A 14,039-nucleotide genomic window follows, 5' to 3' on the forward strand; every position below is an offset into this window, starting at 1 on the left:
GGTTATGCAAATAATTTTTGAGATTATCATTTCGTTCTTTTTGATCTTTGGTGCATTTTTCATGCTCGTAGGTTCCATCGGAATGATTCGTCTACCCGACTTATTTATGCGTCTGCATGCACCGACTAAATCAAGTACGTTAGGCTTGGGGAGTTTTTTAATTGCAGCTATGGTATTTGGAGCGACTCAAGGTCGTTTCGGTTTTGCTGAATTATTGATTACTTTATTTGCCTTTATTACTGCCCCAGTATCTGCAAATTTAATGGCACAAGCTGCAATTCATTTACGTTTGCGTTCAACCAGTGGTGATGTTCCAGAAGCTTTAAATCGTCCGCTACCGTGGCAACGTTATCGTCGTAATGCAGAAAAGAAAGATCAACTGTAAGTTGGTCTTTTTATTGAGCTCAATGTATTTTTTTAAGTTTTAGAAAGCCTAAACCAATTAACTCGCTGAAAGATATAATTTTAATAGAAAAAATCATATCAATCTAAACAATGATCTATAGCACAAAAGAAAGCCACCCGAAGGTGGCTTTCTTTTAGAACTTATTCTTTATCGTCTTACCCTTGTTCAGGCAGATCCTTCACAGCTTCCGCGATCAAACCAAACATATAGTTACCATAGGCATTCGTTTTATCGTAATGGAAACGCAATCTTGGCGTAATACGTGTCTTGATACGACGGCTCAATTCATGACGCAAGAAACCAGAAGCTTTATTCAATACATCTAAAGTTTCTTTATTTGCGACTTCACTTTGCTCATCACCAAGTTCACGTCCCATCACAGTGACATAAACTTCAGCATATCCCATGTCTGCACTGACTTTCACCGCAGAGATGGTCACTAGACCACCTAAGCGAGGATCTTTAAGCTCTTGACGGATCAGCTCAGACAACTCACGTTGTACTGAATCCGCCATGCGCTTTAAGCGTTGGCTACCCGCCATTAAAGACTCCGTTTAATCAATTGAACATCATAGACTTCGATCTTGTCTTTAACTTTGATGTCTTTATAACCTTTGACTGCAAGGCCACATTCCATACCAGCACGAACTTCTTCAACCACTTCTTTATAACGACGAAGAGATTCAAGTTCACCTTGGAATACAACCACATCATCACGTAATACGCGAATCGGTTTATTACGATGCAATGTACCTTCAAGGACCATACAGCCAGCTGCTGCACCAAACTTACTTGAATGGAAGACTTCACGTACTTCTGCAACACCCAAGATCGTTTCACGATGTTCAGGTGCAAGCTTACCGCTCATTGCAGCTTTTACATCATCAATTAAATGATAGATGACGCTGTAATAACGAATATCGATGCCATCTTGATCAGATTTTTGACGAGCCGTGTTATCTGCACGAACGTTAAAACCTAATAATACTGCTTCTGAAGATTCAGCTAAAGTCACATCTGACTCAGTGATTGCACCAACACCAGAACCAATGATGCGGACTTTCACTTCATCTGTAGAAAGTTCATCAAGCGCAACATGTAATGCTTCTAAAGTACCACGTACATCTGTTTTGAGTACGACATTCACATAAGGAATATCTTTTTTACCCATAGATGCCATGATGTTTTCAAGCCGCATTGCACTGGCACGCTCTAGACGCTTATGACGTTCACGATCTGAACGAGCATCTGCAACTTCACGTGCTTTCTTCTCATCATTCACGACAAGAACTTCATCACCTGCCATTGGTGCATCAGGTAAACCTAAAATTTCAACTGGAATTGAAGGACCCGCTGAGGTGATACGTTGACCATTTTCATCAACCATCGCACGTACACGACCATAAGATGAACCCGCAAGAACCAAGTCACCAATGTTCAATGTACCATTTTGTACAAGAATTGATGTTACTGCACCACGACCTTTGTCAACACGTGCTTCAATCACCACACCTTGCGCCGCGCCTTCTGCTGAAGCCTTAAGCTCCATCAATTCAGCTTGGATCAAGATGAGATCAAGTAACTCATCGATACCCGCACCAGAGTGTGCTGAAACTTTAGCGATAGGTGTATCCCCACCCCACTCTTCAGGCACGATTTCTTTATGTGCTAATTCATTTAATACACGATCGACATCAGCAGATTCTTTGTCCATCTTGTTAATAGCAACAATAATCGGTGTACCCGCAGCACGCGCATGGTCAATTGCTTCCGCTGTTTGTGGCATCACACCATCATCAGCAGCAACAACAAGTACCACGATATCAGTCGCTTTCGCACCACGTGCACGCATTGATGTAAACGCAGCATGTCCTGGTGTATCTAAGAAAGTAATAATGCCTTTCTCAGTTTCAACATGGTATGCACCGATATGCTGGGTAATACCACCCGCTTCACCTGCTGCCACTTTAGAACGACGAATGCGATCAAGTAACGATGTCTTACCATGGTCAACGTGACCCATGATTGTGACCACTGGCGGACGAGTCGTTTGTTCGCCACGAGCTTCTTCAGCTGCAACTAATAAGTTGTCTTCTGCTTGTGTATCAGAAACTAAAACTGGATTGTGACCCAATTCTTCAACTACCAATACTGCTGTATCTTGATCAATCGCTTGGTTTTGAGTAACAAGTTCACCCATTTTCATCAGGGTCTTAATAACTTCACGAACCTTAACCGCCATTTTTTGTGCAAGATCAGCAACGATAATCTTCTCACCAATCTCAACATCATAAACCTGTTTTTTCACAGGTTTTTCAAAACCATGCTTGTTGGATTGGCTGGTTTTCAAACCGCGCTTATGATGACTTTTGCTGAAGCTCTGCTCAGCCTGAGCATCACCACCTCGGCCACCTTTCTTGCTTGCACGTGGATTTGCAGTCGCACCACCACGCTTGATTTCACGGTCTTCCTTGTTGAAAGAATCTTCATATGCCTGACCAACAAGTCCAGCGGCTAAAGGTGAATCATCAATCACACGAATGGTTGTGGTTGCATCATCACTTGAATATTTTGAAGCCATCTGGCGCATTTGCTCCAGTGTACGCTTCTGTGCTTCTTCCGCAGCTTTACGGCGTACAGCTTCTTCAGTCGCCTTTAACTTGGCTGCTTCTGCTTCACGGGCTTTTTTCTGTTCAGGTGTTTCTGTTGGCTTGACAACAGGTGCTTTAATTACCTTGTCGCTACCCCGTTTCTTCACCACAACTGCGGTTTTTGCAGGAGCTTGTGAAGCACTCTCAGAAGTATGTGCTGCACGCATTGCTTCTAACGTTGCATTGGCTTTTTGTTCAGCTACATCACGTGCATTTTGAACAGCTAAATCACGTGCATTTTGCTCTGCGCGTACTTTAGCATCTGCTTCTGCACGTGCTTTCGCTTCTGCTGCAAGTAATTCTGGATTCGGTTTAGCAAAAACTTGTTTCTTGCGAACTTCAACATTAATGTTTTTTGCTTTACCCGAAGTACTTGTTACTTTAGCAGTACTGGTTGTTTTACGTTTCAACGCAATTTTTCCTGTGTTACCACTGTCCTGACCATGTACTTTTTTCAAATGATTGACCAAAGTATTTTGCTGTTCAGCGGTAATAATGTCATCTGCTTTACGCTGTGGTAGACCTGCTTCGCGAACCTGCTCTAGGAGTTTCTCTACAGGACGTTCTACGCTGAGCGCTAACTCTTGAATCGACTTGTCCGTCATCTATTATCTCCTAGTTAAACCATGATTCACGTGCTTTCATGATCAATTGACCTGCTTTGTCATGACCTAAACCTTCGATATCCGAAATATCATCAGTCGCTTGATCAGCCAAATCATCAATTGTAATCACACCACGCGCCGCCAATGCATAAGCAATCTCAGTGGTCATACCATCCATACCGAGAAGTTCTGCGCTTGGCTCTTGAATATTTTCTTGCTGTTTCAGTGCATCAGTTAAAGCAGCTTCTTTAGCACGGCTTTGAAGCAATTCAACTAAATCTGCATCTAGTTCAATTTCATCAAATGTTTCAGCTGGAACATAAGCAATCTCTTCTAATGAAGTAAAGCCCATTTCCACCAATGCCATGGCTAAATCTTCTTCAATATCGAGACGTGTAACAAACATATCTAAATACTGTTGTGCTTCATTTTGCTGACGAGCACGATACTCTTCTTCTAACATCATGTCGAGTTTATAACCCGTCAATTCCGATGCTAAACGAACATTTTGCCCTTGCGAACCAATTGCACGTGCTAACTGATCATTGGTTGCGAAGATAATATCTGCACTACGTGCATCTTCATCTAGCACAATACCTGATACATCAGCTGGCTCTAATGCGCTTGCAATATATTGTGCTGGATCATCAGACCACACCACGACATCAATACGCTCACCGTTCAACTCTTGTTGTACTGCTTGAATACGTGTACCACGCATACCAATACATGCACCTACAGGGTCAATACGATGGTCATTAGTTTTCACTGCAATTTTAGCACGAACACCTGGTTGACGAGCAGCTGCTTTAATTTCAATGATTTCTTCAGAAATTTCTGGAATTTCTTTTTTCATCAATGCAATTAACATCTCAGGACGAGCACGAGATAATAATAATTGCGCGCCACGACCTTCGCGGTTTACGCTGTATAAAATGGCATTGATACGTTGCTTAGGACGCAAAATTTCTTTATGAATGGTTTCTTCACGCGCCAAGTAAGCTTCAGCGTTATCACCTAGATCAATGATGAAACCATCTTTGGTTTGTTTTTTGACTTCGCCGTAAATCAACTCACCTACTTTAGATTCATAGGCATCGGCAACCAAAGCACGCTCAGCTTCACGAATCTTTTGTACAATGACTTGTTTCGCAATTTGAGCAGCAATACGACCAAACTCAATTGACTCAACTTCTAGCTCACGCACATCACCGATTGACCATTTTGATGGATCAACATCTGAGATTGCATCTTGGCAAGCTGGCATTTCATGATCTTCATCCGCCACGACTGTCCACTGACGGAAAGTGCGATAATCACCTGTTTTACGATCAATCTCAATACGAAGCTGTGCTTCTTCTGAATGGGTTCCTTCGTAAAACTTTTTCTTCGTTGCTGCAACAAGTGCTTGCTCTAATGCTTGGAAGATCGCCTCACGACTAACACCTTTTTCATTACTAACCGTTTCTGCAACGGTAAGAATTTCGCGGCCCATAGGTCACCTACCGATTTCTTATAAAATTAAGTTAATATTAGTCTTGATAGATTAAATTTGCTTTATCAATATTATTACTATCAATTTCAAGCACATGCTTACCTTCCACTTCAACTTGAATGATTTCATTTTCTAAGTCTACAGAAAGTAATTTCGCTTGAAACTTACGACGATTTTCGACGGCAGCAATTAATCGTAAAGCCACTTGTTGCCCAATATAAGCAGGCAATTGATTGAGTTGGAAAAATGGACGATCCCAGCCTGGTGAAGAGACTTCTAAAGCATATTCACCTGAAATTGGATCATGAACATCAAGCATTGCACCCACTTGTTGTGTTACTAAAACACAATCTTGAACGCCAATACCACGCCCTTGTTCAACTTCGCCATCTTCATTCAAGATAGGTTCAACATTCTCATCAACTGCTTTATCAATATAAATACGTAATAAAGAACGTTTACCTTGTGGTAGGAATTCAATCCCCCATAGATCTACACCACACGCAGCTACTGCTGGCGCGATTAGATCATACAATGCTTGAGATTTATTTGATAATTTCATTTACTCTCGTCGCTCTCATGCGAGCCAATCAATCTTAACCGTATAGTGAAGCACGACTATTTGACCAATTGATGTCGAACACTACACGATAGCTAAACAACCAATAAAAAAGGGCGTAAATCGCCCCTATGTTACACAGAAAACCGAAGTCCACTGTGCAAAAAGGCCCACCTTATTGTGAGCCTCTTTTAGAAACTTGGTAGCGGGAGCTGGATTTGAACCAACGACCTTCGGGTTATGAGCCCGACGAGCTACCAGACTGCTCCATCCCGCATCAACGTGCAAAATTATATACAAATATAAAAAAAAGTCAATTTAAGTTTTTTATATTTGTTTGATTAAGTTGCACCTTAATCAAATGGTAGCGGGAGCTGGATTTGAACCAACGACCTTCGGGTTATGAGCCCGACGAGCTACCAGACTGCTCCATCCCGCATCAACAACATCACTGCATACACCAAACTTACTGGTTATTAAGCTTGGTGCGGAAGGGGGGACTTGAACCCCCACGCCCGAAAGCACTACCACCTCAAGGTAGCGTGTCTACCAATTCCACCACCACCGCAGCTTTGTGGGACGCATTCTATTCCTTTAAATATAAAAAGGAAAGTGCTAATTCAACTTATTGAGTTGTTTTAGGTGCGTTTGATGAAGTTTCAGGCGATGTTACTGGTGCAGAGGTCGTGGTTTGAGCAGATTTTAAGCTATACGCATCAGCTGTTTGTTTTTTTGCAAAAACAGCCAAAGTTAAACTCGTAGCAAAAAACAAGGCTGTAAAAATTGCAGTTAAACGAGTTAAAAAGTTACCCGCTCCCGAGGCACCAAATACCGTAGCAGCACCACCGCCACCAAACGACGCTCCTGCCTCAGCACCCTTACCTTGTTGCACTAAAACCAATCCAATAATCATAATTGCTAAAATGATATGTACAACGAGTATAAAACTATACATTTCTACTTCCTATTATTTGCTTTGAGCAAATGCTTTTGCAATTTGATAAAAAGATTGTGCATTGAGTGATGCACCTCCAACCAAAGCGCCATTAATATCAGGACATGCGGCCAACTCAACAGCACTCTCGGCTTTGACACTACCGCCATACAATATAGCCATGTTTGTACCGAATGATGTAATTTGTTTTAAGCCTTCACGTATTTTTGCATGCATTGCTTGAGCATCCGCAGGTGAAGCTGTCTTCCCTGTTCCAATTGCCCAAATCGGCTCATACGCTATCACAATATTTTGCCATTGTTCAGCTTTAACGACGGATGCAATATCACAAATTTGTTGTAATACCACTTGCTCAGCAGCGCCTTGCTCACGCTGCTCTAAGCTTTCGCCAACGCAATAGATCACAGTCAAACCTGCATTTAATGCATTTTGCAGTTTTGCTTTTAAAATATTGACGTTGTCACCAAACAATTCACGGCGCTCAGAGTGTCCAATCAACACATATTCAATCTGGCTATCTTTTAATAGCTCCGCACTTACCTCACCTGTGTAAGCACCAGTACCTGCCACACGAGAAAGATCCTGAGCCACAGTATAAATGGCTCTAGTTGCATCTTTTAACTGAGCATGAACACCACTCAAGGCAATCGTCACGGGTGCTACACCAATATGACATTGCTCAGGAGAAATATTGTCCTGTTGTAGTAACTGCTTAAATTCTTCTATTAATTGGAAAGCACTCGCATGCATTGGATTCATTTTCCAATTGCCAATAACCCAAGGGGTAATCGCCGAATTCGACATACTTCGCCCACCTACAACTAATTTATAAAAAATGCTGTATATTTTACACGTATTTTTATAAAATTCAGTTTTTCTTTTCAGTTTAAGTTTCAACCAACAAAAAATAGATTTAAAAATTCTCGTCCCTTTTACATATATATGTCGATTTTTTACAATCGTTTGCTTTATTTCTAACGAAGGCTACTCTCTAAATCTGAAATTTATTTGTAAAAAAATCGATCAGTTCAAGTTTTTCAATATGAACCAAGTAAAAAACAACACTTTCTATAGTAGTATTTTTACGTAACAAAAGTATAATTTTGAGAATAGCTATTATAACCATATTGTGAGTAAGGCGGACAGATGTCAGGATTACATACGTCTCCAAAGTTTTCGGGGTTCATTCGACGTTTAGTTGAAGATGGTCATATGACTGCTGCAAATATGCAGAATGCAATTGATGCAGCCAAGAAAGCCAAACAAGATATTGTTGCTCATTTAATCGAACAACATCGTCTTTCTCCACTTACCATTGCAGAAAGCATCTCTGTAGAATTTGGCGAACCACTTTTTGATTTGGCGGTTTACGATGTTGGATTATTACCTCGAGAATTAACCGACAATAAACTCATACAAAAGCATCGTGTTGTTCCGTTAACACAACGTGGACAAATTTTGTATGTTGCTACGAGCAATCCAACCAATATTGATGCATTAGATGCAATTCGTTTCAATACCAAACTTAATATTGAACCAATTATTGTTGAGCATACTAAACTTGAAAAGTTAATCGAACAACATTTTGGTGATTCAAGTAGTTTCGATTTTGGTGACAGTGAGGACTTCGACTTAGATATTGATGTTAATCAAGATTCACCTCAAGAAGATGATGATGCATCACCTCAAGGTGACGAATCCCCAATTGTCAAATATATTAATAAGCTTTTAATTGATGCAATTCGCATGGGCGCATCAGATTTACATTTTGAGCCCTATGAAAAAATGTACCGTGTGCGTTATCGTGTTGATGGTGTGCTCCGTCAAATCGCTACACCTCCTTTACAAATGGCAACCCGCTTAGCTTCTCGTTTAAAAGTAATGTCTCAAATGGATATCTCTGAAAAACGAATGCCTCAAGATGGTCGTATTAAACTCAAATTGTCAAAAACCAAAGCCATCGATTTCCGTGTAAACTCTTTACCCACACTGTTTGGGGAAAAATTAGTACTACGTATTTTGGATCCATCAAGCGCTATGCTCGGGATTGAAGCATTAGGCTACGAAGATCATCAGAAAGCATTATTCATGGAAGCACTTGAAAAACCTCAAGGAATGCTACTGATTACAGGTCCAACAGGTTCTGGTAAAACCGTATCGCTATATACTGGTCTAAATATTCTAAACACTGAGGATACTAATATTTCAACAGCGGAAGATCCTGTTGAAATTAACTTAGAAGGCATCAACCAAGTCAATGTGAATCCCAAAACGGGGTTAACTTTCTCTGCTGCACTGAAAGCTTTTCTACGTCAAGATCCAGATGTAATCATGGTCGGTGAGATTCGTGACCTTGAAACTGCTGAAATTGCAATTAAAGCAGCTCAGACAGGTCATATGGTAATGTCAACATTACACACCAACAGCGCACCTGAAACTTTAACTCGTTTGCGTAATATGGGGGTACCCTCATTCAATATTGCAACCTCAGTCAATCTTGTCATTGCACAACGTTTAGCACGACGCTTATGTTCACAATGTAAAGCACCCGTAGATGTACCTAAACAAAGTCTCATTGAACTTGGATTTACTGAACAAGACTTAGCCAATCCGGATTTACAGATCTTTCAACCGATTGGCTGTGCGGAATGTCGAGAAGGGTACAAAGGACGTGTAGGTATTTATGAGGTGATGAAGGTCACTCCTGCAATCTCTCAAATCATCATGGAAGATGGTAATGCACTACAAATTGCAGCGGCCTCAGAAAAAGCTGGTTTTGATAATCTGCGTCGCTCAGGACTAAAAAAAGTAATGCAAGGAATTACCTCCTTGCAAGAAATTAACCGCGTAACAAGTGAATAAAATCAATAAAAAGGATTAATATCATGGCAGCAAATAAAGCGCAAATGATGCCTACTTTTGCTTATGAAGGGGTAGATCGCAAAGGGGCTAAAATTAAAGGGGAGTTACCTGCACGTAATATGGCTTTAGCCAAAGTCACGTTACGAAAACAAGGAATTACCATTAAAAATATTCGAGAAAAACGCAAAAACATTCTCGAAGGTTTAATGAAGAAAAAAGTATCAACGCTAGATATTACGATTTTTACTCGTCAATTAGCAACCATGATGAAAGCAGGGGTGCCACTGGTTCAGGGCTTTGAAATTGTTGCAGAGGGCTTGGAAAACCCTGCCATGCGCGAAGTGGTTTTAGGAATTAAGGGTGAAGTCGAAGGGGGGAATACTTTTGCTGGAGCCCTTAAGAAATATCCACAGTATTTTGACAACCTTTTTTGTTCTTTAGTGGAGTCAGGAGAGCAATCAGGTGCACTTGAAACCATGCTGGATCGAGTGGCGATATATAAAGAAAAAAGTGAACTGCTTAAACAAAAAATTAAAAAAGCCATGAAATATCCAATTACAGTGATTGTGGTTGCTGTCATTGTCACGATTATTTTAATGGTAAAAGTTGTGCCTGTTTTCCAAGATCTGTTTAGTTCCTTTGGTGCAGACCTGCCCGCTTTTACTAAAATGGTGGTCAATATGTCTGAGTGGATGCAAAAATATTGGTTTATCCTTATCATCGTTATTGGTGCAATTATTACCGCTTTCCTTGAGGCAAAAAAGCGTAGTAAAAAATTTCGCGATCTTTTAGACAAAATGGCACTAAAGGCACCAATTTTCGGTGATCTTGTTTATAAAGCAATTATTGCGCGTTACAGCCGCACGCTTGCAACTACTTTTGCAGCAGGTGTACCACTGATTGATGCTCTTGAATCTACAGCAGGTGCAACAAATAATGTGATTTACGAAGAAGCTGTCATGAAAATTCGTGAAGATGTTGCGACAGGTCAACAACTACAATTTGCAATGCGTGTTTCCAATCGCTTTCCATCTATGGCAATTCAAATGGTTGCGATCGGTGAAGAATCTGGTGCGCTAGATAGTATGTTAGACAAAGTGGCAACACACTTTGAAAATGAAGTTGATAATGCAGTCGATGGTCTTACTTCCATGATGGAACCATTAATTATGGCAATTTTAGGTGTACTTGTTGGTGGTCTAGTTATTGCAATGTATCTCCCAATTTTCCAAATGGGTTCTGTCGTATAATGCTAGAGATCATTTCTTATTTTATCCAAAATCCAACTGCATTATACGTCGCAGTCGGGATTTTGAGTCTCTGTATTGGTAGTTTTCTTAACGTTGTTATTTTTCGAACGCCTAAAATGATGGAGCAGGAATGGCATCAGGAATGCCAAATGCTGCTTCATCCAGAGCAGCCATTTATTGACTCAACCAAGCTCACACTCAGCCAGCCTGCTTCGACCTGTCCAAAGTGCCAATCCCCTATCCGTTGGTATCAAAATATACCGATCATCAGTTGGGTTCTACTTCGTGGCAAATGCGGTGCTTGCCAGAATCCAATTAGTATTCGCTATCCATTGATTGAACTTCTCACCATGGTTTGTTCATTAATCGTTGTAGCAGTATTTGGTGCAACCATTCAGATGCTCTTTGGTTTGGTCCTTACATGGGTATTGATCACACTCACCTTTATTGACTTTGATACACAACTCCTTCCTGACCGCTTCACACTGCCATTGGCAGCACTCGGCTTGGGAATTAACAGTTTTGCACTCTACACAACTGCCAGTTCAGCAATTTGGGGTTATTTGATTGGTTTTTTATGCTTATGGGTGGTTTACTATCTTTTTAAATTGGTCACTGGTAAAGAAGGCATGGGATATGGTGACTTTAAGTTGCTTGCCGCTCTAGGTGCCTGGATGGGACCTATGATGCTGCCACTTATAGTTCTGCTGTCTTCAGTTGTCGGGGCGATTATTGGCATTATTCTGATGAAAATACGCGGTGAAAACCAGCCATTTGCCTTTGGACCCTATATCGCCATTGCAGGCTGGATCGCATTTTTATGGGGTGATCAAATTATGAAAGTCTATTTAGGTGGTTAATATGCGTTTTATTTTGGGCATTACGGGTGGGATTGGCAGTGGTAAGTCAGCCGCCACGCAATGGTTTGAATCCCAGGGTATTCGCGTCATTGATGCTGATGTTGTAGCAAGGGAAATTGTTGAACCAGGTCAGCCAGCGTTACAGAAAATTCAACAGCTATTCGGCGACTGGGTATTACTGGAAGATGGTCATCTAGACCGCCGCGCACTACGTGAATATATTTTTCAGTTCCCAGAGGCTCGTCACCGTCTAGAACAAATTACCCACCCTGCTATTCGCCAATCCATTATCCAGCAGTTACAACAGGCAGAAAGCCCTTACGTGATTCTGGTTTCACCCCTGCTCTTTGAAACTAGCCAGCATGAACTGGTCCAACATACTCTATTGATTGATGCAGATGAACAGACCCAGTTACAACGCGCTAGCCAGCGTGATGGACAAACTGAAGAGCAGATACGAAAGATTATTGCAGCTCAAATGTCCCGTACTCAAAAACAACAGCTCGCCAATGATATTGTGCTGAACGATGGCTTGCTCGCACATCTACACAAGCAACTCCAACCATTACACCTGAATTATTTACAACGGGCTGAACAGAGCTATTAATCCTGTTTCTGCTGGGATAGCTGGGCGGTTAATGCATCTTTACGAAACCAGCGCCACGGTTGTAACGCACCAATCCCCATACCCACTAACCCACACATAATCGCTGGGCTTAAGGGTTCATTTAACAATGGCACAGCAATAACAGCAGCAATAAATGGCGCTAAGGTCACAATGCTTCCCGTTTTAAATGCACCCAAACGTTCAATGGCGGCCACATAGGTCAGGGTTGCAATAATCACCACCAACACCCCATGAAATACACCCTGTATCAGCAAATGGACAGGCTCTGCTTCCTGAAAATGTTTCGGAATAAACAGGATATAGATCGGTAAATAAATCAGTGCTGACCAAATGGCCACACTTGCCATTGAATGCCAGGCCGATAATTTCCATTGTTTTAGCAGTACGGTGAAGATGCCCCACCAAACTGCACTCAGGAAAAAGAGAATATCACCAATACCAAAGGCAGAAGCCTGCTCATGCAACATCAGATAGCTCATCAGTGCCAGAGCACTCAACATAATGCTAAGACTCAACCAAGTATGTTTATCAAAAGGTTGTCTAAACAATAAATAAGCAGCTAAGGCAGTACACAGTGGAATACAACCATTGAGAAAAATTGCGGCATGCGCTGCTGGTGCATGTAAAAAAGCAGTATAAACCGTTAGACAGTAGGCCAACCCACCAGTTAAGGCCAAAATAATTGGACGGGGATGCCACAGAAATGCCAAATCTTTTTTATACACCAGCACAGGCATGAGAATGATAAAAGCAATCGCAAAACGCATGGCCACCAAGTCCCAGGCACTGACATGCCAGTGCAGATTTAAACGGGAGAGAATGGTAAAACCACCCCAGATGCACATGGTGATACAGACAAACAGATAGCCTTGCGTGCGAGCAGTCATTTTTAATTACATTGACGATAATTGTGTGAACTATACAGCATTACGCTGACGGCATGCCTCATAAAGTGCCATGCCTGTTGCCACACTGACGTTTAAACTTTGTAAATCACCAGACATTGGAATATAAACCGTATGATCACATTGAGACTGAGTAATCGGTCTTAAACCTGTGTCTTCCGCACCCATAACAATGACAACTGCACCCTTAAAGTCACATTGCTGAATTGGCAATGCTTTTTCATCTAGCATTGTGCCAATAACACGCATATGTGTGGTCTCTTTTAAATGAGCTAAGGTTCGAGCTAAGTTAGTCACTTGAATAAACTTAACTTTTTCCGCCCCACCTGCTGCAACTTTACGTGCCGTCGGAGTTAAACTAGCTGAACGATCACGTGGCACAATCACGGCCTGCACGCCCATTGCAGCTGCGGTACGAATACATGCACCGAGATTATGCGGATCCGTCACTTGATCTAATGCCAATAACAAAGCATCTGGTGACTGCTGCATCAATTCGTCTAAATCTTTTTCATTTAAGGTTGGATGTGGTCGAACTGCAGCCACTACACCTTGATGAAAAGGTAAGCCTGCAAGCTTTTCCAAACTATCCCGACTCGCCTTTTGGACGCTAATCCCAAAAGGTTCGGCAAGTTGCAAAATCTTTTGTAATCGCTGGTCATCACGACCTTTTAAGGTAAATAAAGTCAAAACGCGTTCAGGCTCTAACTCCAACAATGACTCAACCGAATGAACGCCATAATAATATTCAGGTTTTGCCATGAACGACCTCTTGCAGTATTCCCGATCTATAAAGGGAGATTTTGAAAAAAAAATCCTGCAAAGTAGCTTTACAGGTGAGGAGCGAATAGCTCCACAAGGGA

At 41.5% G+C, this 14,039-nt stretch carries 13 protein-coding genes and 3 tRNA genes; 5 read left to right on the forward strand and 11 right to left on the reverse strand.

Annotated features, from left to right (window positions below; translation table 11 throughout):
- Positions 1–4: 4 nt before the first annotated feature.
- Positions 5–385 (forward strand): Na+/H+ antiporter subunit G, encoded by a 381-nt coding sequence (locus CDG55_RS13355; RefSeq protein WP_087536899.1) that lies wholly within the window; start codon positions 5–7, stop codon positions 383–385.
- A gap of 176 nt (positions 386–561) precedes the next feature.
- Here the strand turns inward: CDG55_RS13355 and CDG55_RS13360 are convergent, their stop codons facing one another.
- From CDG55_RS13360 to tpiA, 9 genes are all read right to left on the reverse strand, one after another.
- Positions 562–948 carry a ribosome-binding factor A gene (locus CDG55_RS13360; RefSeq protein ID WP_087536898.1) on the reverse strand — a complete coding sequence of 129 codons (387 nt, stop codon included), beginning with the start codon at positions 946–948 and terminating at the stop codon, positions 562–564.
- On the reverse strand, positions 948–3,662 hold the full coding sequence (gene infB, locus CDG55_RS13365) for a translation initiation factor IF-2 (protein ID WP_087536897.1): 2,715 nt from the start codon (positions 3,660–3,662) through the stop codon (positions 948–950). The genes CDG55_RS13360 and infB overlap by 1 nt, the downstream gene beginning before the upstream one ends.
- A 10-nt stretch (positions 3,663–3,672) precedes the next feature.
- Positions 3,673–5,157 (reverse strand): transcription termination factor NusA, encoded by a 1,485-nt coding sequence (gene nusA / locus CDG55_RS13370; protein WP_005218583.1) that lies wholly within the window; start codon positions 5,155–5,157, stop codon positions 3,673–3,675.
- A gap of 37 nt (positions 5,158–5,194) precedes the next feature.
- Positions 5,195–5,719, reverse strand: coding sequence for a ribosome maturation factor RimP (gene rimP, locus CDG55_RS13375; protein ID WP_087536896.1), 525 nt, complete (start codon positions 5,717–5,719; stop codon positions 5,195–5,197).
- A gap of 197 nt (positions 5,720–5,916) precedes the next feature.
- Positions 5,917–5,993: transfer RNA gene (locus CDG55_RS13380), tRNA-Met, on the reverse strand.
- Positions 5,994–6,078: 85 nt separating this feature from the next.
- A tRNA-Met gene (locus CDG55_RS13385) sits at positions 6,079–6,155 on the reverse strand.
- A gap of 44 nt (positions 6,156–6,199) precedes the next feature.
- Positions 6,200–6,284: transfer RNA gene (locus CDG55_RS13390), tRNA-Leu, on the reverse strand.
- Positions 6,285–6,341: 57 nt separating this feature from the next.
- On the reverse strand, positions 6,342–6,671 hold the full coding sequence (gene secG / locus CDG55_RS13395; protein ID WP_005162938.1) for a preprotein translocase subunit SecG: 330 nt from the start codon (positions 6,669–6,671) through the stop codon (positions 6,342–6,344).
- 12 nt (positions 6,672–6,683) lie between these two features.
- Positions 6,684–7,475, reverse strand: a complete 792-nt coding sequence (gene tpiA / locus CDG55_RS13400) for a triose-phosphate isomerase (protein ID WP_087536895.1) — start codon at positions 7,473–7,475, stop codon at positions 6,684–6,686.
- 342 nt (positions 7,476–7,817) lie between these two features.
- Between tpiA and pilB the strand changes: the two genes are divergently transcribed.
- From pilB to coaE, 4 genes are read left to right on the forward strand one after another with little or no spacing between them, the layout of a single operon-like run.
- Positions 7,818–9,533 carry a type IV-A pilus assembly ATPase PilB gene (pilB, locus tag CDG55_RS13405; protein WP_087536894.1) on the forward strand — a complete coding sequence of 572 codons (1,716 nt, stop codon included), beginning with the start codon at positions 7,818–7,820 and terminating at the stop codon, positions 9,531–9,533.
- A gap of 23 nt (positions 9,534–9,556) precedes the next feature.
- The gene (locus CDG55_RS13410) at positions 9,557–10,783 is read left to right on the forward strand and encodes a type II secretion system F family protein (protein WP_087536893.1); all 1,227 of its coding nucleotides are present in this window, start codon (positions 9,557–9,559) and stop codon (positions 10,781–10,783) included.
- The gene (locus tag CDG55_RS15600) at positions 10,783–11,643 is read left to right on the forward strand and encodes a prepilin peptidase (RefSeq protein ID WP_087536892.1); all 861 of its coding nucleotides are present in this window, start codon (positions 10,783–10,785) and stop codon (positions 11,641–11,643) included. The genes CDG55_RS13410 and CDG55_RS15600 overlap by 1 nt, the downstream gene beginning before the upstream one ends.
- A gap of 1 nt (position 11,644) precedes the next feature.
- A complete protein-coding gene (gene coaE / locus CDG55_RS13420; protein WP_087536891.1) occupies positions 11,645–12,250 on the forward strand; it encodes a dephospho-CoA kinase in 606 nt (201 codons plus the stop codon).
- On the opposite strand, the gene CDG55_RS13425 is transcribed toward coaE, so the two are convergent.
- Together CDG55_RS13425 and rlmB are read right to left on the reverse strand one after the other, a co-directional pair.
- Complete coding sequence (locus tag CDG55_RS13425; protein ID WP_087536890.1) at positions 12,247–13,158, reverse strand: DMT family transporter; 912 nt, start codon at positions 13,156–13,158, stop codon at positions 12,247–12,249. The genes coaE and CDG55_RS13425 overlap by 4 nt on opposite strands.
- 30 nt (positions 13,159–13,188) lie before the next feature.
- The gene (rlmB, locus tag CDG55_RS13430) at positions 13,189–13,938 is read right to left on the reverse strand and encodes a 23S rRNA (guanosine(2251)-2'-O)-methyltransferase RlmB (protein ID WP_005162952.1); all 750 of its coding nucleotides are present in this window, start codon (positions 13,936–13,938) and stop codon (positions 13,189–13,191) included.
- Between the last annotated feature and the right edge of the window lie 101 nt (positions 13,939–14,039).

It is taken from the genome of Acinetobacter sp. WCHA45 (genome assembly GCF_002165255.2).
Classification (GTDB): Bacteria; Pseudomonadota; Gammaproteobacteria; order Pseudomonadales; family Moraxellaceae; genus Acinetobacter.